General features: G+C 55.8%; 17 protein-coding genes and 1 pseudogene. 3 read left to right on the top strand and 15 right to left on the bottom strand.

All coding sequences use genetic code 11. The features are described 5' to 3' along the window. The 4 genes and pseudogenes from FEI13_RS16445 to FEI13_RS16430 all read right to left on the bottom strand — a co-directional run. Positions 1 to 509: pseudogene (locus tag FEI13_RS16445) on the bottom strand (hypothetical protein); the annotation flags it as partial. A gap of 564 nt (positions 510 to 1073) precedes the next feature. Continuing rightward, entirely contained in the window at positions 1074 to 2315 is a 1242-nt protein-coding gene (locus tag FEI13_RS16440) for an NAD(P)/FAD-dependent oxidoreductase (protein WP_138182598.1), read from the bottom strand. Positions 2316 to 2499: 184 nt separating this feature from the next. Beyond that, positions 2500 to 2958: a tellurite resistance TerB family protein gene (locus FEI13_RS16435; RefSeq protein WP_138182597.1), complete on the bottom strand. Its 459-nt coding sequence runs from the start codon at positions 2956 to 2958 to the stop codon at positions 2500 to 2502. Positions 2959 to 2991: 33 nt separating this feature from the next. After that, positions 2992 to 4332 carry a UDP-glucose dehydrogenase family protein gene (locus tag FEI13_RS16430; protein WP_138182596.1) on the bottom strand — a complete coding sequence of 447 codons (1341 nt, stop codon included), beginning with the start codon at positions 4330 to 4332 and terminating at the stop codon, positions 2992 to 2994. Between the two features lie 364 nt (positions 4333 to 4696). On the opposite strand from FEI13_RS16430, the gene FEI13_RS16425 reads away from it, so the two are divergent. From FEI13_RS16425 to FEI13_RS16415, 3 genes are read left to right on the top strand one after another with little or no spacing between them, the layout of a single operon-like run. Then, positions 4697 to 5764, top strand: a complete 1068-nt coding sequence (locus FEI13_RS16425) for a glycosyltransferase (RefSeq protein WP_138182595.1) — start codon at positions 4697 to 4699, stop codon at positions 5762 to 5764. A gap of 27 nt (positions 5765 to 5791) precedes the next feature. Beyond that, the gene (locus tag FEI13_RS16420) at positions 5792 to 6529 is read left to right on the top strand and encodes a lipopolysaccharide kinase InaA family protein (RefSeq protein WP_138182594.1); all 738 of its coding nucleotides are present in this window, start codon (positions 5792 to 5794) and stop codon (positions 6527 to 6529) included. An 8-nt stretch (positions 6530 to 6537) separates the two neighbouring features. Next, positions 6538 to 7440 (top strand): glycosyltransferase family 2 protein, encoded by a 903-nt coding sequence (locus FEI13_RS16415; protein WP_138182593.1) that lies wholly within the window; start codon positions 6538 to 6540, stop codon positions 7438 to 7440. A gap of 6 nt (positions 7441 to 7446) precedes the next feature. Here FEI13_RS16415 and FEI13_RS16410 read toward each other — a convergent pair whose 3' ends face one another. The 11 genes from FEI13_RS16410 to wecB form a co-directional block, all read right to left on the bottom strand. Further along, a complete protein-coding gene (locus FEI13_RS16410; RefSeq protein WP_138182592.1) occupies positions 7447 to 8274 on the bottom strand; it encodes a polysaccharide pyruvyl transferase family protein in 828 nt (275 codons plus the stop codon). Beyond that, entirely contained in the window at positions 8271 to 9449 is a 1179-nt protein-coding gene (locus tag FEI13_RS16405; protein WP_240036555.1) for a glycosyltransferase, read from the bottom strand. The genes FEI13_RS16410 and FEI13_RS16405 overlap by 4 nt, the downstream gene beginning before the upstream one ends. Continuing rightward, positions 9449 to 10816: an O-antigen ligase family protein gene (locus tag FEI13_RS16400; RefSeq protein ID WP_138182590.1), complete on the bottom strand. Its 1368-nt coding sequence runs from the start codon at positions 10814 to 10816 to the stop codon at positions 9449 to 9451. Before FEI13_RS16400 ends, FEI13_RS16405 begins: the two co-directional genes overlap by 1 nt. A gap of 42 nt (positions 10817 to 10858) precedes the next feature. After that, positions 10859 to 12241, bottom strand: a complete 1383-nt coding sequence (locus FEI13_RS16395; protein ID WP_138182589.1) for an undecaprenyl-phosphate glucose phosphotransferase — start codon at positions 12239 to 12241, stop codon at positions 10859 to 10861. Between the two features lie 58 nt (positions 12242 to 12299). Continuing rightward, positions 12300 to 13526, bottom strand: coding sequence for a glycosyltransferase family 4 protein (locus FEI13_RS16390; protein ID WP_138182588.1), 1227 nt, complete (start codon positions 13524 to 13526; stop codon positions 12300 to 12302). Next, a complete protein-coding gene (locus FEI13_RS16385; RefSeq protein ID WP_240036554.1) occupies positions 13523 to 14797 on the bottom strand; it encodes a glycosyltransferase family 4 protein in 1275 nt (424 codons plus the stop codon). Before FEI13_RS16385 ends, FEI13_RS16390 begins: the two co-directional genes overlap by 4 nt. Positions 14798 to 14800: 3 nt before the next feature. Further along, the gene (locus tag FEI13_RS16380) at positions 14801 to 16567 is read right to left on the bottom strand and encodes a hypothetical protein (protein WP_138182587.1); all 1767 of its coding nucleotides are present in this window, start codon (positions 16565 to 16567) and stop codon (positions 14801 to 14803) included. 371 nt (positions 16568 to 16938) lie between these two features. Then, positions 16939 to 17658, bottom strand: a complete 720-nt coding sequence (locus FEI13_RS16375) for a sulfotransferase family 2 domain-containing protein (RefSeq protein ID WP_138182586.1) — start codon at positions 17656 to 17658, stop codon at positions 16939 to 16941. Between the two features lie 113 nt (positions 17659 to 17771). After that, positions 17772 to 20486, bottom strand: coding sequence for a glycosyltransferase family protein (locus FEI13_RS16370; protein WP_138182585.1), 2715 nt, complete (start codon positions 20484 to 20486; stop codon positions 17772 to 17774). Positions 20487 to 20600: 114 nt separating this feature from the next. Next, positions 20601 to 21875, bottom strand: coding sequence for a UDP-N-acetyl-D-mannosamine dehydrogenase (wecC, locus tag FEI13_RS16365; protein WP_138182584.1), 1275 nt, complete (start codon positions 21873 to 21875; stop codon positions 20601 to 20603). 72 nt (positions 21876 to 21947) lie between these two features. Next, on the bottom strand, positions 21948 to 23072 hold the full coding sequence (gene wecB, locus FEI13_RS16360; RefSeq protein WP_275668761.1) for a non-hydrolyzing UDP-N-acetylglucosamine 2-epimerase: 1125 nt from the start codon (positions 23070 to 23072) through the stop codon (positions 21948 to 21950). Positions 23073 to 23245: the final 173 nt, after the last annotated feature.

Raw genomic sequence — 23245 nt, 5'->3', positions numbered from 1 at the left:
TCCTGGCAGCCTCGCCCCGGGCGAAAGCCGTAGCTCATCGGCAGGAACTCATGCTCGAAAATCGGTTCGATGACGCGCTTGACCGCCGTCTGGACGATGCGGTCCTTGACCGTCGGAATCCCCAGGGGACGCCTCTTGCCGTCTCCCTTGGGAATCTCGACCCGCCGCACTGCTTGTGGGCGGTAACGCCCCTCCGTCAGATCGGCCTGCAGTTCCTCGAGATAGCGTTCGGCCTGCGCCGCGAAACGTGACACGCTTTGCTGGTCCACGCCCGCTGCCCCCTGGTTGCAGTACACCTGAAGCCAGGCGCCCACCAGGGTCGATGAGCGGTATACCTTGTCGACTAGACTGAACCATTTGTGACCTTTGACGCCGTTACCCAGCGCCGCCAACATGCGATCCGTCCAGATCGAGCGGTCGATCCCCGCCATCTCGGTGGCGGGGGATGACACACCTTGTTTAGCCCCGTTCCGGGGCACTGTCGATGCTTTGCCGTGGCGCTCGCTCATCTCTGGTCGTCTCTCGCATCCATCTTCCTGCCTCCCTTCCCTCGGCACAGGTTCTGTTCTCTGTGCCTCCTGTGCGGCGCCCTTGGCGGTAGGCAGAGTCCGCGCTCCAGCATCTACAGATCTCGGGCTTTCCCCGGGATGAGCCGTGGCCAAGGCGTGATCCGCACGCCGGTACTATGAAGGCTCTGACGCCTGGCGGCCGTCACCTCGGCCGCCAGGTCTCCCCGCTTATCTCGTGCACCCTTCCTGACGTTCCGCCTCCAACCACCTGGCAGGTCCCGCCGTCGCTTTCTCCACCATCCCAGCGCGGCGGGTGCGTTTCAGGCTTCGCCGTCTCCCAGCAAGCTCGCCACCTGACCCGGCCGAATCGAGTTCGTCATCCTACGGACCGCCAGTTCGCCTCCGGTTGCTTCCCACCCCGTCTCGCGACGACGCAGTTACCTTCGGCTACGGGGTCATGGCTTACCCCGGTGCGGACTCTCACCGCACTGTGTGCACGCCTTCACGGGCGCACTGGGAGCCGTGCTTGCACGGCGATGGGATGTCGACCGAACTCCACTGACTTCAGAACCGATCCACCCGGAACGGCGCCATGTCGATATCGGGCGTCTCGCCATCCATCATCTGGCCGAGCAGGCGACCGGTCGCCGGCCCCAGGGTGAAGCCCTGGTGGCCATGGCCGAGGGCCAGCCACAGCCCTGGCTGTCCCGGTGCCGGCCCGATCACCGGCTTCATGTCAGACGTGCAGGGGCGCGCCCCCTTCCAGGGTTCGGCCTCGAGACGCTCGCCCAGCGGTATCAGCCGCCGCGCCGCCTGCTCCGCCGCGTCCAGCTGCGCGAGGTGCGGCGGTGCGTCGAGCCGCTCCAGCTCGGCCCCGGTGGTCAGCCGGATGCCCGCCTGCATGGGCGCCAGTACATACCCGACTTCGGCATCCATGACCCAGTGGCGCAGTGACTCCGCCCCCGAGGCCGCGTAATGCATGTGATAACCGCGCTTGACGAACAGCGGGATCTCGAGCCCCAGCTCGCTCAGCCACTCGCGAGACCAGGGCCCCATGGCCATCACCAGCTGCTCGGCGTCGAGCGCCCCCTCTGAGGTCGCGACACGCCAGCCACTGCCCTGTCGGGTGATACCCGTCACGTCGGCCTGCTGCACGCGCCCACCTTCTGCCTCGAAGCTCTTGGCGTAGGCATGGACCAGGGCACCGGGATCGGCGACCGTCCAGGGATCCTGCCAGTGAATGGCCCCCGCCAGCCCCTCGGCCAGGCAAGGCTCGAAGGCGGCCAAGGCGGCGGCATCCAGCACGCGATGGCGGATCCCGAAACGCTGCTCGTCGTCTCGAGCTTCGACAGCCCGCGCTTCCAGTTCGGCCGCGGTACGATAGACCTCGAGCCAGCCTTCTCGGCGCACCAGGCCCTCGGCATCGGCCGCCTCGATCATCGGGGCATGCGCCTCCAGCGACAGCCCGATCAGCGAGGCATACTCCGGCACGATCTTCTGGTAACGGGCCTTGGAGGAGTTATGCCAATAGCGCAGCAGCGGGCCGGCCGCCTGGAGCATGCCGCCGGGGCGATAGCGGATATCCACCTGACGGTTGGGCAGCACGCGCAGCAGGGTGGCAATATCACGCGGGAAGGCATAGGGGCGCACCGCCTCGCGCTGGATGATGCCCGCATTGCCGAAGGAGGTCTCGCGACCCGGCGCCCGTCGATCGACCAGGGTCACCGAGTGCCCTCGCCGAGCGAGATGCCAGGCCACCGACACGCCCACCATCCCGGCTCCCACCACCGCTATCTCACGCGCCATCGTTCGACTCCTTGTCTACGGTTACGGGGCTCTTCACAAGAGGACTGCCACATAAGGACTGCCACACCAGGGCTGCCACACCAGGGCTGCCACATAAGGGATTGTCCCATAAGGATTTCCCCCATGTAGAGGCACCTCACGGCATGCCCCTTCCAGGGGGCAAGGAAAAGCGCAGATCACGCGATCAGCGAGAGAACCCCTCCTGAACCCTGAGCTTAGCCCGAATGAAGTCGGAGTGGCTGACGTGCAGCAGCTCGGCCAGGCGACGAATACGATGCTCCTCCAGGTGGTGCTGCTCTCCATCGACCAGTGACAACGACCACATCATGCGCACCAGCTCACAACGCTGATCATAATCGAAGTGCTCCTTGACCAGGCTGACGAACTGATAGTGGTCCACGGCCGACTCGGCCTCCTGTCGAGCGAGCTGCATCAGCTCCTCGAGTTCCGACTCTCCCAACGCGAAACGCTGCTGCAGCAGATCGCGCAGCAGAGCCACTTCGCTAGTGTCGAGGTGATAGTCGGCACGGGCGACCTCGAAGAGCAAGGCCGCCACGGCAAGCTCCAGGCTGTGAGCCGGCCGCTCCGCATCGCCACCACCGGCCATGAAATCGCTGAAGAAGCGCTGAATCGAATCCATCATCGCAGGCGGCCTCCACGTCGCTTATCGAATCCCTCAAGTATGGTACAGCGAATCGCCCCGCCCCACGGCGAAGTAGAGCAGCCCGGCCGCCCTCACCGCGTCCGGCTCGAAGAGGTTGCGCCCATCGACCACCACCGGCATGGCCAGCTGCTGTTTCAGCCAGGCGAAGTCCAGGGTGCGGAACTCCTTCCACTCGGTGCAGATCACCAGGGCATCGGCGCCCTTCACCGCCTGGATGCGATCGCCCACCAGCACCAGGTCGTCACGCTCGCCGTAGAGCCGGCGGCACTCCCGCATCGCCTCCGGATCGTAGGCCTGCACACTGGCACCGGCGTCCCACAGCGACGCCATCAGGGTGCGGCTCGGGGCGTCGCGCATGTCATCGGTGTTGGGCTTGAAGGAAAGGCCCCACAGCGCGATGGTCTTGCCGGCCAGGTCGCCATCGAAGGCCTGGCGGAGCTTGGCGAACAGCGTCTGCTTCTGGCGCTGATTCACCGCCTCCACGGCGGTGAGCAGCTCGGCGTGATAGTCCACGTCCGCCGCGGTGCGCGCCAGGGCCTGCACGTCCTTGGGGAAGCAGGAGCCGCCATAGCCACAACCCGGATAGATGAACTGATAGCCGATGCGCGGATCCGAGCCGATCCCCCGGCGCACCTGCTCCACATCGGCGCCCAGCCGCTCGGCCAGGTTGGCGATCTCGTTCATGAAGCTGATCTTGGTCGCCAGCATGGCGTTGGCCGCGTACTTGGTCAGCTCGGCCGCCCGCACGTCCATGAACATCAGCTTTTCCTGCTGACGGATGTAGGGCGCGTAGCACTCGCGTATCAGCCCCTTCACCCGCTCGGACTCGGTGCCGACCACGATCCGCGCGCCGTGGGTGAAGTCCTCGATGGCCGCCCCCTCCTTGAGGAATTCCGGATTGGAGCAGACGTCGACCTCGAGGGCCTCGCCCCGGGCCTCGAGGGTCTTCACCACCCTCTCGCGCACGCGATCGGCCGTGCCGACCGGCACCGTCGACTTGTCGACGATCACCTTGTACTCCTTCATGTGGCGGCCGATGGTCTCGGCCACCGCCAGCACGTACGTGAGATCGGCGCTGCCGTCCTCGTCGGGCGGCGTGCCCACGGCGATGAACTGCAGGGTCCCGAAGGCCACCGCCGCTTCCGGATCGGTGGTGAAGCGCAGCCTGCCCGCCGCCACGTTGGCCTGCACCATGGACTCGAGCCCCGGCTCGAAGATGGGAATCTCGCCGGCCTCCAGGCGGGCGATCTTGTCGGCATCCACGTCCACGCACAGCACGTCATGGCCCACGTCGGCCAGGCAAGTGCCGGTCACCAGGCCCACGTACCCCGTCCCGAAAATGGTGATCTTCATTCCCTGTCTCCTGGTCTGTCCTGGTGGTCTTTGCTATCCAGTGGAAGCCGTCGTCGCAACAGTCAGCTCCAGGTGATGAATCGCACGTCGTCGCAGACGGCCAGATCGTCGTGCCGTGCCTACTTGAGCGCGACATCATAGTAGGCGTTGAGGTGGCGATCCCGACGATCTCATGCCCCGGCCAGCCGCTTGGCCACGGCCTGCATGGTCGATGACCCCGGCCATGCCGGTTATGAAGAGCGTTATGGTGATTCCATGCGTGACGCAGAATGAAATTGTAACGCACTCCCCCGATGGCCGCGTCTCCGCCACTTGCCCGGCGCATTGTGATAGCCTTGCGCAGATTTTAAGCCGCGAGATCCCCATGGCCCAAAAACGCTTCGCCTTCGTCATCGAGGACCTCTACGGCGGCGGCGCCCAGAAATCCCTGCTCTACACGGCGGATCAGCTGCGCCAGCGCGGCCACGATGTCATCGTCTTCACCCTGCGCGAGCGCATCGAGCACCGCCTGCCGGAAGGGCTCGAGATCGAGAACCTCGAGGTGGTCACCGCCTTTACCAAGGCCACCACCACGGTACTCACCGAGAAGTGGCAGGCCTCGCGCATCGCCCGCGCCCTGAAGGCCTGGCGCCCCGACGTGGTGATCTCCTGCTCCTGCGACAAGATCACCCGCCACCTGAGCCACCCCAACCTCTACTTCTGGGTGAAGTCGGACGTGTCGGCCAAGTTCAGCGATCCGAAGAAGCGCGAGCGTGCCTTCGCGAAGGTACGCCGCTTCTATGGCGGCCGGCAGGTCATCGCCGTCTCGCAAGGCGTGAAGGAGAACCTGGAGCGCGTGGTGGGCCTCGAGGCCGCGCGGATCATCCCGATCTACAACCCCTACGAGCGCGCGCCCTTCGTGGCAATGGCGGCCGAGCCCGCCGCGCTGCCCGAGGGCGAATACTTCCTCTGCGTGGCGGCCCTGGAGCCCCGCAAGCGACACGACCGCCTGCTGCGCGCCTATGCCAAGAGCGACGTCGCCACGCCGCTGGTGATCATGGGCAAGGGCAAGCCGGAGCACGAAGCCACGATCCGCGAGCAGATCATCGAGCTCGGCCTGAGCGATCGCGTGACCCTCGCCGGCTATCATCACAACCCCTACCCCTGGATCGCCCGGGCCAAGGCGATGACCCTCGCCTCCGATGCCGAGGGGCTGCCCCGAGTGCTCATCGAGGCGCTGCTGCTGCATACCCCGGTGATCAGCGTGGACTGCCCCAGCGGCCCACGGGAGATCCTGACTCAGGAGCTGGCCGATTTCCTGGTCGCGCCCGATAACGAAAAGGGCCTGGCCGATGCGATCGCGCGCATGGACCAGGCCCCGGTCGAGATCGACGAGCGCCACTATCGGCAATTCCTCAAGGAAAGCGTGCTGCCCCAGTTCGAGGCGCTGTGATCAAGGACCGCAACATCAGGACATGACGTGAAACTGCTGGATATCCCCTTCAATGACCGGCGCCGCCGCTACCTGGTCGTCCACCCGGACGGCCTGCCGGATCGGCTGGCGCTCTCCAGCACCACGACCACCCAGGCCTTCGAGGCCGTGGGCAGCAGTCGTTTCTATGTCTCGCAGGACCGGCGAATCCTCGCCAAGGTGGTGCCGGACAAGTTCGCCCGGCGCCAGGCCCCGTTCAAGTGGCTGCTGAGGGACTACCTCGAGAAGCGCTGGCTGGCCCAGTCCGACGCCCGCAAGGAGTATCTCAGCCTGCAGGTCCTGCGTCGTGCCGGCCTCGCTACGCCCCGCTGCCACGGCTGGGGAGTGTCGCTCAACCCCGGCAACCGCAACGGCTCGCTTTTGTTGATGGAGCACCTGCAGAACGCCCGGCCGGGCGGCGAGGTCTTCGATGCCCTCGACGAGCCCGGACGATTACGCTTCCTCGAACGCTTCTGTCAGGAAGTGGCCCGGCTCGCCCGCGCCGGCTACGTGCACCGCGACCTGCACTACAACAACCTGCTGATCGACGAGCACGACGAGATTCTGTGGATCGATGCCCACGTGCGCCGGCTACCGACGAAAAGCGCCGACCAATGGCCGGCGCTTAAGCGTTCGTTGACGGTGAACAAACTCAGGGGCGAAGCTTATCGAAACCGAGTAGAACGACGACTCGGGGTGCTGTGGCACCACGACCACCAACACGACTCAACGTTAATTGGCAGGTAAGCACAACCATGCAAGACTCGCAGCCCAGCGTGGCCATCATCATTCCCTGCTTCAATCGCTGGCCTCATATTCGGGAGGCTATCGAGTCGGTGCTTGCCCAGACGTGGCCGAACACTCAGTGCATTGTCGTGGATGATGCCTCCACGGACGACAGCTTCGCCCGCCTCAAAGAGCAGTACGAAACACACCTCAAAGTCGCGATCCATCAGCTAGAAAGCAACCAGGGACAATCAGCGGCCAGAAATCGCGGCGTCGCACTCAGTGATGCCGATTACATAGGATTTTTGGACTCCGACGATCTTCTCGTCGACACGGCTGTAGCCAGCAGAGTACAGCTGGCAATGGATTATCCCGACTTCGAAGGCATCATTTTCGGTGACAAGATCGACGAAACAACGAACCAGTCTCTACTTCCTGGTAAGCCACATGCAGACAGCCTGTCACTCGCTGAATATATCGACAACATGGGCTGGCTGCACACCAACAGCTTCCTGATGAAGCGAAAAGCTTTTCTCGAACTCAAGGGATTCAATGAGACGCTTCGGAAAAAGGAAGACGTAGAGTTTTTCCTTCGAGCGCTGGCACTCCATGGCGCCCACTATGCCAGCGGAGCGTGTTGTATGGTGCGTGACATGGATACTCAGCGCGCCCGCCATGATCACAAGCGAATAATTCAACAGGGCGAGCGATTCATCCAGGCTATCCAAGCAAACTCATTGCTGTGCAACGGCCTCTCTCAGGATCAGCTGAAAACACTCATTGAATCTGATACCAAATCGGTTCTTCAGTCGCTTTATCGCACGAGGCAAGGGAAAAAGTTCCGTAAGTTAATGCGCTCATCCATAGCCAGTGGAAAAGTTCAACCTGACCCTCGAATGCTGAAACGCTATCTCCTATCATTCACAAAATGAACGTTATTATTCTACCACACCTTTTTGCGTGAGAAATTCAATATCAGGAAACAAGAAGTCGTCTTCTTGGTAGGAAATATCATGAGGACTATCACGTAGACGACTCATATCAAGATCGTTAAAATCGCGCAATGAAGAGGGGAAATCTAAACCTACCGAAGCATAATAGTCTTTATATTTTATTAATGACTCTTCTTGAGGAGCGACCAGAGTGGCTGGCCTTCCCAAAGCATGAGCAAAAATAATGCCATGCAGAGAGGAGCTGAACACATGCTCAGCCTGCAAAATTTTCCGGCAAACGCTTGAAGGATGATCATCGATATCAATCAAGCGAACATGTTTCGTATAGCTTTTATAGCGGGCACGCTCCTTGTAGTGTGGAATGAAGGCAACGTTACCTGGCTCAGGTCGAATGGAATTATCGAGATACATGAACCTGACGAGCAGCCCAGGATCGAGCAGGAAGCGTACTCTCGACATGTCATATCCCTTACAAAGAAGCTCTTCGTAAGATATGGGCCCACGCACTCCTAATATCGTCACATTGTCACGCTTGGGAAGGTCATCTGCTTTACCCTGAGTACCGATACCACAGAGCACATCCCCATCCTTCACTCTATGGGAAATGGAGCCGATCAGCAGCAGCCTGTTACCGTCATCATCAACATTGAGAGGCGTCAATCCGTATTTATGCTTGACAATATCCTTTACAAGAATATCGCCAGCATTTCCAGTAACGAAATATTTATGATCATCTCGAAATATCAACCTTCTGACATTACGCTTTCTTTTCGACACGATCCTATGATACCAATAATATGTTCTTAACATCATAAAAACGTCCTTGTAGATATTGCAGAACTAATTTTGCGTTCTTTTAGGAAAGACTGCGCCACTGTCTGGGGCCGGAAATCATCCAGCCAACTCTCCTTGATGGGCGGCTTCTCGCCCTGCACGGCCGTGCGGATGCCGTCTGCCAGGCTCTTCTCGTCGTGTGGCACCACACAGCTCGCCAGCTCCCCCTTGAGGATCTCACGAATGCCTCCCGGGCAATCCACGCTGAGCACCGGTGTGCCGCAGGCCAAAGCCTCGAACAGCACGATGCCCATGCCCTCGAAACGCGAACTGAGCACGAAAAGGCGAGCATGGTGCATCCAGGGGTAGGGATTGGTGCGCTGGCCGGCGAAGATCACCTGCTCAGCGATGCCGAGCTCTTGTGACAGGGCCTCGAGCCGCTCTCGTTCCTGACCGTCGCCGACCAGCACCAGAGGGTAATCCACCCCCGACGCCGCATAAGCCCGCAGCAGCAGCGCCTGGTCCTTGGCAGGCACCAGACGTGCCACGTTGACGATGTAGGGCCCTTCAGGAAGGTCGGGCTCGGGCTCGACCATCTGTCGACGTATGCTCTCGATAGGACAGGGGTTGGGGATGACCTCGAGTGAGGAAGGCTCAAAGTGCCAGGCCCGCATGGCCTTACGCACGCTCTCGGCCACCCCACCCGAGACCGTCACCAGATGGCGGCGGTGGTACAGGCAACGCGCGAACAACCGGCGACGCCAGTTGGTGCCACCCACATGCAGGATGTTCTCCAGCACGTAGCGTGCCCGGTCGTCCCGGAAGGTCCACACCAACTCAAAGGTGCCGATCCCACGAAAGACGATACGGTCCACCCGCCCATGACGCCGCTCGAAGGCCCTGAGCCAGAAACGGAACACCACGCCCCCCGTGATGCCGGTGCCAAGGAACAGCGAACGCTTCACCACCGGGTTCAGGAACAGGCGCACCAGCATTTCCAGCACCAGGCCCACCACGGTCAAGCGACTCCACCAGCGCAACGCCAGACGATGCTGCTGAACCCCGGGATGCTCCGGGGCCAGCGGTCTGTCAACCTGTCGCAGGCTGAGCATATGGCTCTCATGACCGGCCTCGGCGAAGGCATCGGCCAGATTCACTGCCACCCGCTCCATGCCCCCCATCTTCAGCGAGCGAACCACCACCAGAGTACGCATCAGGGGGCCACCTTAGGCTTCAGGGAGGGAAAGACACGCTGACCGGTCTCCCGCTGCCAACGCCAGATATGGGTGACCAGCCCGCCTACCACCAAGTTATGGACGTAGACGCCTGTCCCGAAGGAGTTATAGGACTCGAACTGGTTGACCACCACCCAGTAGACGAAGAAGGTGGCGCCGAACAGCGCTATGTCGTTGGGCATCACACCACCCCGCCAGGCTCGCCAGGTTCCCATGCCGATCCATGCCGCCAGGGCAGCGATCACCAGCACGCCGAGCAGGCCATAGGCCACCCACACCTCCAGCAGGTAGTTATGCAGGTGGCCGAACCGCTCCTTCACCTCGACGGGAAGCCATGCAGTGTGGTCCAACACCAAGGAACGCCCCTCACTGCCCCACCCCACCAGGGGACGCTCGGCGATCCACTCCAGGGCCGCTCGCCAGCTATGAATGCGAATACCGATGCTGGTGTAAGGCACGGCGTCGAAGTCGCCCTGGGCAATCTCCGCCACGACCGAGCTTTCGTGAGACAGACGCTCGGTGAAGGTTCCCTGGAAGACAATGGCCAGCATGATAAAAACCACCAATAGGCCGACGGCAGCGAGACTCAGCGGCCTGGCCAGGTACGCGCTCTTGACGCGCGAGCACGTGAGGAGCCAAGCCAGCCACAGCCCCCCCGCCGCCAATATCGCCAGCACCAGGGCCAGCCACACGGCCCGTGTCTGGCCGATGGCAATGCCCACCAGGCACACGCCGATCAGCAACACAGACACCGCCATCCGCCATGGCACCCACCGACCGCCGATGCGCCCAAAGCGAGGGGTAAACACGACCAGGCCCAGCAGTGCCACACCGAACAACATGGAACCGTGCTGCAGGTTACGGATACCGAAACCGACACGCTGCCCCTGTAGCCCGGCCCACCACTCCTGAAGACCGTTGCCATGAGTGAAGGAGGCGACCAGGTACCCCACCAGGGCCAGCGACCATACCAGCAGGGTGTTGCGGGTACTGCCACTCAGCCACCACGCCACCGCCATGAAGATGAACACTTTGGCGAGGCGATCCAGCTTGGGGTTGTCCCCCACCCACTCGGGGTGATGCCACACTCCCAACCCCCAGGAGAGCGTCTGGACGAGCAGCGCGGCGAGGAGCAGCCACATCGGCCCGCTGCTCCGGAAGCCGTAGCCGTACCCCAGGACCATCACCAGGCCGAGCAGTGCGAAAAGGGTTTCGGCCGGACTCCCCACGGTTGGCCATAGAATGCCGAAGCCGGCGTACAGCACAAGCGCCCATACGCCGGGCCACCACAGGATCGCAGGCCCCTTCCAGGCCGGGTTGACCTCCCAGAGTACACCGAACCTCATACCGAGCCAGCCCTATCACCGGCTCGGCTTGCTACCCACCCTTCAATACGCATTCGGCCCTCTAAATCCCTTAATGATGGTTAACGCGATGATCCGAAGGTCCAACCAGATGGACCAGTTATCGATATACCAGAGGTCGTGCTCGACACGCTTCTCCATCTTCTCGACAGTCTCCGTGGCGCCACGAAAGCCATTCACCTGGGCCCAACCCGTGATTCCCGGCTTGACCTTGTGCCGCTTCATATAGGATTCCACCAGCTCCTTGTAGTAATCGTTGTGCACCAGGGCATGCGGACGCGGGCCGACGATGGACATACGCCCTTGAAGCACGTTGTAGAACTGCGGCAGCTCATCCAGGGAGGTCCTCCTGAGGAAGGCACCGAACGGCGTAATCCGCGGGTCCCCACGGGTTGCCTGAGTGACCTGACCACTCTCCTCGTCATGGATTTCCATGGAACGAAACTTGTAGACTTTGAAATGCTTTCCGTTCACTCCCATACGATACTGCTTGAAAAGCACGGGACCAGGAGACTGCATCTTCAGCAGGACGGCAATGACAATGCAGATCGGAAGGGAGATGGCAAAGAAGATAAAACCGAGGACCAGGTCCTCAAAGCGCTTGATGATTCGGGCCATGCCATCAATGGGCGTCACACTGAGGTCGATGGCGAGGCGACCCGCCACTTCACTCATTTGATGGTTGAGCAGGCGCATGTCCTGAAAATCAGGGATAAAACGAATCTCCGCAGTGAGGTTGCGCAGTGAGAACAGGATGGAGCGGACCACATTGCCCATCTCGAGGGGAACACATATCCACACCTCTCGTGCGCCACTACGTGAAATACGCTGACTCAACCCTTGCAGAGCAGCCGCATCCACATTGTTGGAAAGACGCGCCACGCCGGCAATAGAGTAGCCCTCTGCTGGAGAACTCCGCATCCCCCTCGCCACCCGAATCAGCTGGTCTCCGGGGCCTATCATGAAGACAGGTCGGCGCGCCAAGCCACGCCGCCTGGCTTGGCGCAGCAAGAACTGAGCAAGAATTCTCACGCCACCAGAAATCGCGAATGAAATAAGCAGCGTGAAGCCTACCCAAAGACGAGAATAGCGATCGGCGGCATGGGCGAAATATATGATGGATGCGGCGAGAATGGCCACCACCATCCAGACAAGCAGCAGCTTGCCCAGCAGGGTTGAAATTCTGGTAATCCGCCAGCGTGTGTAGGCCCCTTGCATGATATTCAGCAAGATAACCAGCAGCACCATGATGGCAATCGCGAGGGTATAACGCTCGTGGAGCTCATCGGTGCCGAAACGCATCCAATACGCGACTACCCCGGCGAAGGCCAGGGCCAGTGCATCAACAATAGGAACGACGAGCTTGGCGGGGTAGCGTTCAGAAAAGGCGATGGAGGACTTGCTCATATTATCTGACTTATCTCAGTACGAGCTTGAGGGGAATGAACAGGATGAAATGCATGCATTAATTATCGGTGAGCTCTGCTATATCACCTGCCATCTCTGCCATGATGCGATCACGCCGGAACTGCTCGACAAAATCTTCGCGTGGATGGTCGGATATTACCAGCTTGCGAAAGGCCGACACGGCGGCCTCTGGGTCGCATGGCTCAAAGACACTGGCGTTGTCGATATGTTGCGCACAGAAGTCCGCAGGGAAGGCCCTGACCCCGGCCAGAATCGGCTTGCCCGTCGCGGCATACTCGAACAATTTGGAGGGTATGACTCGCGAGAAACAGTCCATCTCATTCAGGTGAAGAAACAGCACATCGGCCTTGTGGTACTCCTCAATCAGCCGATCACGCTCGACGGGTGCCCTGATCTCCACATTCGTGGTGCCTAGTTCGCGAAGCCTGGTCTGCAACGCCTCCCTGCGTCCCCCATCCCCGATCAAGACGAAGCAGGCCTCTTTTTCCAGCCGCTTGGCCAACACCGGAAGAATACGATCCAGCCCCTGGCATTGCCCAATATTTCCGGCATAGAGGATTCTTAACCGTCGCGGCATAGGCTGCGGGGAGACAGCGGTTTCGTCAGCTCGAGGTTGCGCCCCGACCTGTTCGACAAAGGCATCGATAAAGAGTCGATCCACCCCGTTACTGTGCCAGGAGAACACCTGGCAAGGAAAACGCGGCCGATAGTATGCCTCGAACCCCTTGGAGACGAGATTGACCCGGCTGGCACACTTGACCGCCCAGCGCTCGAGGGCTGCAAAGAACGGAATCCCCAACCAGCGAGTCCCCGACGGCAACAGGAACGGTAGGTTCTCGACGAAGATATCGCGGATATCCAGGTAGAGCCTGGCCGAACATTTCCTGGCGATATAGGCACCGAGCACGGCGGTCATCAGGCGTGACGAAGTGGCAATGACCAGGTCGTAGTCCTTGCCATGGACCGATCGCCTGACCTGACGGGCATAGGAAGCAAAGGCACGCGATTGATCCAACATCCCGCTTTGATGACTGGGCAGCGCCAGGCGGCGCACCGTCAAACGCCCCGTGTCATCTTTTTCAACCTCTGGGGCCTGCGTCGAAAAGCCGGCATAGCGGTTGGGCGCCGTGGTGAGCACCTCGAGATGCGCGTTGGCAGGAAGCCGCTCGAGCAACGCCTGGACCAGGGCATGGCTGCGGAAGGAGCCGGCCCCTAGGTCCGGTGGGTAATAGAAGGTAAGAAGCAGTAACCGAGGTTCGCTCATCTAGCAGCAGGCTCCTGAGTGGCCTCATTACCCAGCACGCGGTGGTAAAGTTCCAGCAAGGAAGCCTCCTGTGTTTCCCAATTGAGCGATTGCGCCGCCTTTTCTGCATTGGCCCGGTACTGCTTGCGCATCCCTGCGTCCTGCACCAGCGTGCGGATGGCGTCAGCCAGGGCCTCGGTATCACCCGGAGGCACCAGCAAGCCAAGCTCGTGCTGTCGCACCACCTTGCTGATCTCGGGCAACTGACTGGCCACCACCGGCAGACCGGCGATCACGTACTCGAAGAGCTTGTTGGAATCGGTGGTGAAGTGGTTTAGACAGGTGTTCTCGATGGGCTGCACGCCGATATCCGCCGAGGCGGTATAGGACGGAAGCTCAGCGAGTGGCACGGTAGAAATGAAGTGGACGCGATCGGTAAGTCCCAGGTCCCCGGCCAGTTCATGCAATTCAGCCGTTTGTCGCCCTCCGCCAATAAAGACGAAATAGGCCTCCGGCACCTTCTTGGCAACCTCCACCAGCCTCGGAAGCCCCCGGCCCGGCTGCAAGCCCCCCTGATACAAAACGATCGGCCAAGGCTCGGATAACCCCAGCTCCTCGCGAATGCGATTCGAACCCTCCGCCTGTACGAGGCGCGGGCGGTTCTGCAGCACCAGCGGGCGCGGAATGCCATAGGCCCGCGCGAAGAACTTGGCACGGGCGTCGGTGGTGGTGATGGTCCCGGCGGCCCTGGGCATGAGTTTCTTTTCGATCCAGCCCACCAGCCCCCGGAAGGCCTTGTAGCCTTCCCGGTCGGTACTGATCTCGTGAGCATCATAGACCAGCGGCACCCGAGCCAGCTTGGCCGCCACCCACGCCGTCGGCAACACGTTCACATCATGGGCATGGATGACAGTAGGACGAGAGCGTACCAACTGAATGACGAGCCCTGCATGGGTCCAAAGCCTTGCGATCAGCTTCAGCAGTTGCCTCGTTAACGTTTCCGGCGGCGGTGTTGCAGGCTTCTTCGATTGCTGAGTATTCTTTTCCCGGCTGGCGGCGGTATTCTTGCTAATTTCCTTTAGCTTACGCTTGCGTAACTTCCATAGGGGGCTTCTGGCGACTCGCACCACCTTAATCCCGCCGTCGAGCGTTTCTCTCTCCTGTGTCACTCCGGGAGTATGCAAGGCATGCACAACGACCTGAAAGCCGGAGGATTGCAAGGTCTGAGCTTCCTTCAGCACGCGAGCATCATTACGAAACTCATTCCAAACAATCATAGAAACTGTAATCAAGAATCACTCCCTAAACATATTTTCAGGCACATCGTCAGTTTGAGGCGCCAAGTCATCAAGGCATTCTAGAATCTGGGAAACAAGAGTTAGCGCAGTAACAAAATTGTGGCGAGCATACTGCTTTTCTAACTCGTAAAACATTGCAGACAGCCTGACATCCACAGCATTTACATCAAGCAGCGAACTTCTCGAACAACTTGCCCTTTCTAAAGCACGAGAAACAAGCTGAAGCTGCTTCGGTTGAGTTGACCAGTTAGCTCCTATTGGTTCTAGTGACCAGCGCCCCCAGTTGGTGAGCAATAGTTCACCGTTTTCAGTCTCCAGCATTACATCAAGCCCCATATCGGGGTTCACTATTGACAAGGGAAGGTCACTAAGGCGTCTTAGCAGCATATTGAGTTGTAGCTCTAACCTTTCAACCCTATTAAAAGCTTCAGCATCCATCAGGCTTGCAACAGTCTTGATGCGCTGCAGCATAAAATGGTCAATGCGCTGCCATATTGGAGGGCGAGATCGTTTGAACTGTGAAACAAGCGTATTGTCTGGCTCGATCGCCCAGAGTTCTTCAATGATGCGAGTCTTTTCCGTGACTGGGTTTTTATCATTTACACTCTTTACTGTGGGAAACTCAAAGACGTGGCAATGAAACCCATCGACTTCTTCGACTGCCAACATAGGCAATGATGGCAAACTATAGTTCCCAATCAACAATGTCGATTCATGTTTAGCCAAGGAGCTCCGATTAACATTGTATAACTTAAGCAAATACTCTGCACTTTTATTTTCTTTGAAGCCACCAACCTGGACCCGCAGGTATGCGACATCCTGCCCGCCCCTTTGCAACCAGAAAACCCTCAAGAAATTTTCGTCTTTTATGCCTGCAGTTTTAGTTAGTACACTCTTTGCCCATTCCTCGAGTCGAGGGGAGGTGAGAAGTGTCCAAAAATTCACTTCATTTTTTCTTACTTCATTGATCAGCACATGGCCATGAAAAAACAAAGCATTTAATTTTAGCCGCTGAGAATAAAGACCTTTCAGGTCAGAAACCAGCCCTGTAGCTTTCGAAGACCCTTGACGCATTAATATAAGACAAACAATAGCGACTAATAATCCCGGAGGGGTGCCAAGCAAAAACTGCCCGACCATGAAGCCAAATGCCAGTAAAAACCCTACACTAAAAGCCGAACCAGTGATTTTCCCAGGGCTATTTTCGAGACTTAACTTAAAACCCACACTCTTCGAGCAAAGAGCCGAAAAACCTATTATTACAAACAACACGTATGCAACTAAAACAACCAGCAAGTCTGGATACAACCAACCTACAGCCAACGCCACCAAAAGTATAAAAATACTTCCAGCCAAGCTTCGAGAATAACGCTGATATGCTCTTTTGGCCACATCCTCTTGATTATCAAAGAGAGATATCTTATTGTTTCTCTTGAGGACTAAATCAGCACCGCGTGCCGAACACAGTGATACAACTTTCTCAGCAAACAAATAAGTAAAGTAAAAGACAACCGATGAGCAGCTTAGCACAATCACCAAAAAATCTTTTTCTATATTTGCAAACGACTCAGGAAAATAGTGGGGAACCCCTGAGGACCCTAATAAAATCAGAACTTTCAAAGGTAACAAAAAAGCAACCACAATAGCCACCTGTGAGATCAAAGTGGCTACAACAATTATTAACGTTTCTTTAGGCACGACCCGAAAAAACTTATTGCCTATCGAAACAGACCAGCGCAGTACGCCTAATACATTCTTCAACAAATCACTTAACTCCAAACCTGCCGCAACCTAGAGATCACTACTGCTTTCTTAACCTAAGAACGTCAACCAATTAAAACCAGACTTCTCAAAGCATCGCTTATAAGATGACAATAGCAAGCTCGTTAACAAAAAATTTTGAAAAGCCAAGATGGCTAGTCATCACTGACTAATAACAACCAGCACCTAAAACTCAAAAAGAGAAAAAACACTCAAAATAATGGGGTAGCATCAGCAACCCCAACTTCCTTTGGCAACCACACCAATGCATGTCAACAACATTAATGAGAAAATATATTCAAACAGGATTTACCAACACAACTTTATAACACTCGACCCTCAAAACTTACAGCCTTGAACTCATCAGAAAACCACTAGATCACTACTTTTTCATAGCCGAAGTTTTCAAAATCCTTACTGTATCGATCATAGACCATGTCCAGCAAGTACTGATCATAGTACTCCAACAGTTTAGAATCAGACCCAGTCTGTTTAGGTGATGAGTTGACGGATTTATTAACCATTTCCTCACGAACATCGCCAAAGATTTTTTTGCTCAGAAACTCCATTTCATCCCACAGGTTCTCAAACTTCGCGATATGATCAAAATCAACCAGATCAAACAAAATGTCATCGGACTGTTCTCGCCAATGGCTATTCTGAGCTTTTGATGCCTGAGAACAAACCAGGGTAACAAAATCCGAGAAAGTAAAAGTTTCTCGACCAAGCGCTTTCCTGAACTCACGACTTGGCCGACTAGTACGCGTCTGTATGCGATCCAAATAACAAGAAAGGAGTCTTGAATAAGGATTCCTAACAAATGAAAACTTATAAAAGTCCTTCCCAGACATAATACTGCTGAAATAATCTTGAGGAATCTGGTAAGGTGACAAGAGAGGAGAAGCCCTTGGATCATAAATATCCAAGATGGTTTTATTAACTGGACGATACTCTATTTCAAACAAGCAATGCTTGACGGTGCTGTTAGCAGCCTTGTCAACTGCAAAATACACATACTTGTTTACCAACGATATATTGGTATTATTCTGGAAGTCACCAGACCTCTTCCTTTTTTCTACCTCATGAATATTCATGCCAAACTCCAAACATGATGCCCAAATATTAAAGATAGTTGGATATAGGTGGATGTATCAATCAACGGATTCAGCATTCGGTGAGAATTCACCTATTGAGAGTCAATTCTTTATTAAACCCCAATTTCAGATGACAGTCGATCAAACACAATCTTGTACCCATACTTGTTTGCGACCAATTCTCTATTTGATTCCATTCTTTTCCTTTTATCACTTACTGTTAAGTTAACATAATCAACTATCCGATCAGCCGCATCAGATGCTCCCTTCACGATCCAATCGCTGGTATACAAGAATTCCGCCTCATCCCAAGACCATACAATGGGGTTACACCCAGAAAGCACCCCATCTGCGAGGGCATAATGAAACGATTCAAAATCACTTGGAGAAAGTATATGGTCTATCTTCTTATACCATGCGGCAACATCATTACCCCAAGGTTCGAATATTACACTACCGGCTAACAAGGGATCCTCATCAATCCGCTTATACTGCTCTCTGTAATAATCAAGCTCAGGCTTTCTACTCTCGGCCTTCATGAAATCAAGCTCTTCCGGACGAGGACCTTTGATATAAAGGTTCGCGTTGTAGCCTTTCTTTTTTAATTCATACAGTGTATCAACTGCTCTATCGAACCGCTTCCTTTGCGGAATAATCCCTACCATCCCAAGGTTAATGCTTTGGCTATCATATGCCTCTTTCAACAAGTACTCATCTGAGAGAACAAAGTTAGGAATAGTCGTCAGTTTCTCATCAGGCCAACCAAAGAGCTCTTTGGCCCTTTCCTTTACCTGGTCCGAGACAAAGATGACTTTATCCACATTATTTATATCAATCTTGTGGCCAAACTTCCTCGCTCTTTCATTAACCTCTTGCAAATGGACGCGAATATAAAGTTTTTTTCCTAGAATAGGATTATTAGAGTGCCATACAGCATTTGCCAAGCCCCACTCACAAAAGATTATATCAGCCCATTCTTGATAGCTTTTGGTAAGGGCAAGATTTTTTTCACTCCCCCATTCCCATTCATCCCTGACCACATGATGCCCATTCTTCTTTAAATAGGACAAAAATGGATCAATAAACTTGTAGTCATGCCCCGAAACACAGACTTTTTGAGGAGAAACTTGATTAATAGATGGTGTTATTAATTCCGACAACCTTTCTCGGACAATCGATATGGAATGTTCGCTATTGACTTTTTCTCTTATACTTTGCGGCAGCCCTTTCCAGTCTTCATTGATCAAGGAAGACAGTTCTTTTTTATCTCGCGCATAAAACGGATAACTTTCGCCCAACAACGATCTGTTGATGTCACTCGGATAACATATGCTTTTCGCACCAATGGCACACATCTCAATCAGCTTTGTTGAAAGCTCAAGTGTACTCTCCTCTAGCTTCGGGGGGCGCCAGCACCATACAAAATCCATGCTCGACATCATACGTATCGCTTGCTCTCGGTTGTAGTCAGCATAGTGATAAATATTAGGCTCTGAAAACTTCGCATGAATTTTTTCAGAAAAATCTATCTCAATGCCGTCTATGCCACCATTTGAAATTTTGTTGGCAACAATATGAATTTCTACAGCCTTTCCCTTACTTTTTAAGTATTTACCCCAATCCAGAAGCTCTTCTACGCCCCAATCAGGGTTGATCTTTCCGGCATAACCTATTTTTATTACAGATTGATCTTGAATCTGTTTTTCTGAAACAACCGGCAAGCCGTCAGGAACTGTTGGCGGGGTATCTAAATATGCAAACTTACTGTGAGATATTTCTTCAATTTTCTCTTTAATCTTTGATGTCTGTACAAGCAGTGCTCCTGCTTGAGCCACGCAGACATTGACAGACTTTTCCTGGACCTCTGAAACATAGGCGCTACCATCAACTATGCTGTAGAAGTCTGTTAAGTAAACTAATGACCTATACTTAAACTGCCGAGTGTCATGAAGTCTGGTGGCCGCATACAAACCTCTGACCACAACATTCCTAATGGATGGCAGGTTAGCATCAAGTGCTCTAATCAGCTCAATCGCAGCCTCGACACTTAGGTTTCCTCCCCTATTTTCCAATTCGTCAGGGGACACCACAATCAGATTATGGCGGTATTCCACATTAGACATCACTATGTCATTAATTATGCTTTCTTTTGAAATGATAATACACTTACCTAGACCACATAGAATCGACGCCATTGACGATAGCCATATTGATGACCCATCGACTACGTTCATATCAATGTCAGCATACAATATGAAAGCAGCTTCAGGAAGCTCAGCGTTTCGACCTATGAGGCTAATAGCCTCTCGCGCTGCCCAGCTTTTCAGGCCTTCAGTATCTACATCCTCTCGAAATAAAATCCCATTGATGTTGACAACTCGATCATAGGGTGAAGAAAGTTGAATTTTTACCCATCTTTGATCATGTGGTACGGTGAATGTGACTTCTTGAACAATCCTCGACCCGTCTTTCTTCCCTTCACCAAGATATGAGAATGCACAATTATTATCGGAAAGTAATAACCCCATCTTTCTCGCATAAAATTCTGTAATCTTATTATTGGAGACTTTTATCTCCGCAACTAAGGATTCTTTCCTTTCATAAACATAAGAATCATCGTGTTCAATTTTTAGAACATACCTACCAGACTTAACGTTAGTAAAGTAATATGATAGGATTTTGTTCGGTGTCAAACAAGCAGCGCCCAGCTCCTGAGGCCTTCTTGACGATTTTACTATGGACCTACCTAAAGCACGATCGAACCTTACGGAAACTGAAGAGATTTCCCTTCTCGCAAATTTCTTAAACTTTTTAATTGACTTCTCCATAGCGCCCCCTGTTCAGATTAAAAGCCTCAGCCAATTGCGGGCAACACTAACAAAAAAAGAATCAATATCGTCAAAACTGACTGCCCTAACTTACAACTTGGCTTTTCTTGACTTTCATCTACCGTCTACTGCGTCAACGATAAACCCGTCAAACTCAACTTCAGAAAAAGCTTCCTTAAATGCCTTGTGGTTCACTAGGAGAACTACAACATCACTTCGAACAAATGCTTCCTGCTGATCTAGCAACAACGCTCCACTGAGTTTTTCAATGGGAAGTTCTTGAATATTGGGTTCTACTACAACAACTTCTCCTGGATGATTTGTGACTACACTTTGAGCGATCTTCAACGCCGGGCTCTCACGCAGGTCATCGATATCCGGCTTGAAGGCCAACCCGAAGCAGGCGATGGTCACGTCCCTGGCGGTCTTGTCCGGATTGGCACTCAGGTACTTGCCCACGGCCTCGTTGACCTTGTCGACCACCCACTGGGGCTTGCCATCGTTGACCTCCCGCGCAGTTCGGATCAGGCGGGCCTCATCCGGCGTCTCGCTGACGATAAACCAAGGATCCACGGCGATACAGTGGCCGCCCACACCGGGGCCGGGCTGCAGGATGTTGACCCGCGGATGACGATTGGCCAGGCGGATAAGCTCCCACACGCTGATATCGATCTTGTCGCAGATGATGGAGAGCTCGTTGGCGAAGGCAATGTTCACGTCGCGAAAGCTGTTCTCGGTGAGCTTGGCCATCTCGGCGGTACGCGCCGTGGTGGTGATGCACTCCCCTTCCACGAAGATCTGGTAGAGCGCCGTAGCCGCCGCAGAGCACTTGGCAGTCATGCCACCGATCACCCGGTCGTTCTCCACCAGCTCACGCACCACGTGGCCGGGCAGTACGCGCTCGGGGCAATGGGCGATACGGATATCCGACGCTTCCCCATGGGTCTGCGGGAAGGTGAGATCGGGCCGCGCTTCGGCCATCCAGGCCGCCATCTGTTCGGTGGCACCCACCGGAGAGGTGGACTCCAGGATCACCAGATCACCCGCCTTCAGCACCTGGGCAACAGCCTTGCTTGCCGACTCGATATAGGTAAGGTCCGGTACATGGTCATTGCCGTTCTCTGCCTTGAACGGGGTGGGAACGGCAATCAGGAAAGCATCCGCCGGCTCGGGGCTGGTGGCCGCGCGCAGGTAGCCTTCCTTCACGGCAGCATGCACCACGATATCCAGCTCCGGCTCGACGATATGGATGTCACCGTCATTGATGGTGTCCACCGCATGCTGATTGATATCCACGCCGATAACCTGCTTACGACGAGAGGCGATGACGGCGGCAGTTGGCAAGCCGATGTAACCGAGGCCGATAACGGAAATAGTGTCGAAGTTCATGGATCCGTCCAGATACAGGTTGAATTCAAGTGGGTCGCAGCTGTTGCAGTGCCTGGCGTGAACAGTTGGAGCTTATGAGAAGGTGCTCACCAAGGTCTCGAGAATGCGACTGCAAGCCTTGCCGTCCCCATAGGGGTTGTGGGCATAGCTCATCGCCTCGTAGGCAGTGCTATCGGTCAGCAGGCTGTGCAACTCACCGACGATGCGCGCCACGTCCGTCCCCACCAGCTTGACGGTGCCGGCGTCCACGGCCTCGGGGCGCTCCGTGGTATCACGCATTACCAGCACGGGCTTGCCCAGGGACGGCGCCTCTTCCTGAATGCCGCCAGAATCGGTAAGGATCAGGTGGGCCCGGTTCATCAGATAGACGAACGGCAGATAGTCCAGCGGCTCGATCAGGTGCACGTTGTCGATGTCTGAGAGCAGCCGCTTGACCGGCTCAAGGACATTGGGGTTCAGGTGCACCGGGTAAACGATCTGAGCGTCAGGATGCGCAGTGGCGGTATCTCTAAGCGCCTGACAGATCCGCTCGAAGCCGCCGCCAAAGCTCTCGCGACGATGTCCCGTCACCAGGATCAGTTTGCGGTTGGCATCCAGGAAGTCGAACTGTTCAACAAACTGGGCCTGCAGCTCTGAGTTGCTCTCAAGCTTGGCCACAACGTCCAGCAGCGCATCTATCACGGTGTTGCCGGTAACATGCACCTTGTTGGGCGCCACTCCTTCTTCCAGCAGGTTCTGGCTTGAGCGCTTGGTCGGTGCGAAGTGCAACTCTGCCAAGGCACCGGTCAATTTGCGGTTGGCCTCTTCCGGCCAGGGGGAGTAGATGTTGCCCGTGCGCAGGCCGGCCTCCACGTGCCCCACCGGGATCTGCTGGTAATAGGCGGCCAGGGTGGTGGCAAAGGTGGTCGCCGTGTCGCCATGCACCAGCACGATATCCGGCTTGACCTCGGCCAGCACGCCCTTCATGCCTTGCAGGATCGACGTGGTGACGTCGGTTAGGTCCTGTCCCGGCTTCATGACGTTGAGGTCATGATCGGGCGTCAATTCGAACAGATCCAATACCTGATCCAGCATCTCACGGTGCTGACCGGTCACGCACACCTGCGCATCGAAGCGGTCATCGGCAGCGAGGGACAGGGCAAGAGGCGCCATCTTGATGGCTTCGGGACGCGTGCCAAACACGCAAAGGGTCTTGATAGGCATAGTAGGCGGAGGGTGTCTTGGTTAGGAAAGGCACTGTCATGCGAGGGACTTTCGAGTGATGCACGCAACGAGGTCGGCGCCGATGATGCCGCGCATGAAATTGTGAGAGCGGGCTTCAGGTCTCAGGCACGCTACCGCCCTGAGATTTGTCCCGGGCGCAGTCCCAT

The sequence above is a fragment of the Halomonas urmiana genome (genome assembly GCF_005780185.1).
In the GTDB taxonomy this organism is placed as follows: domain Bacteria; phylum Pseudomonadota; class Gammaproteobacteria; order Pseudomonadales; family Halomonadaceae; genus Halomonas; species Halomonas urmiana.
This window is presented reverse-complemented; position numbering and strand designations above follow the sequence as displayed.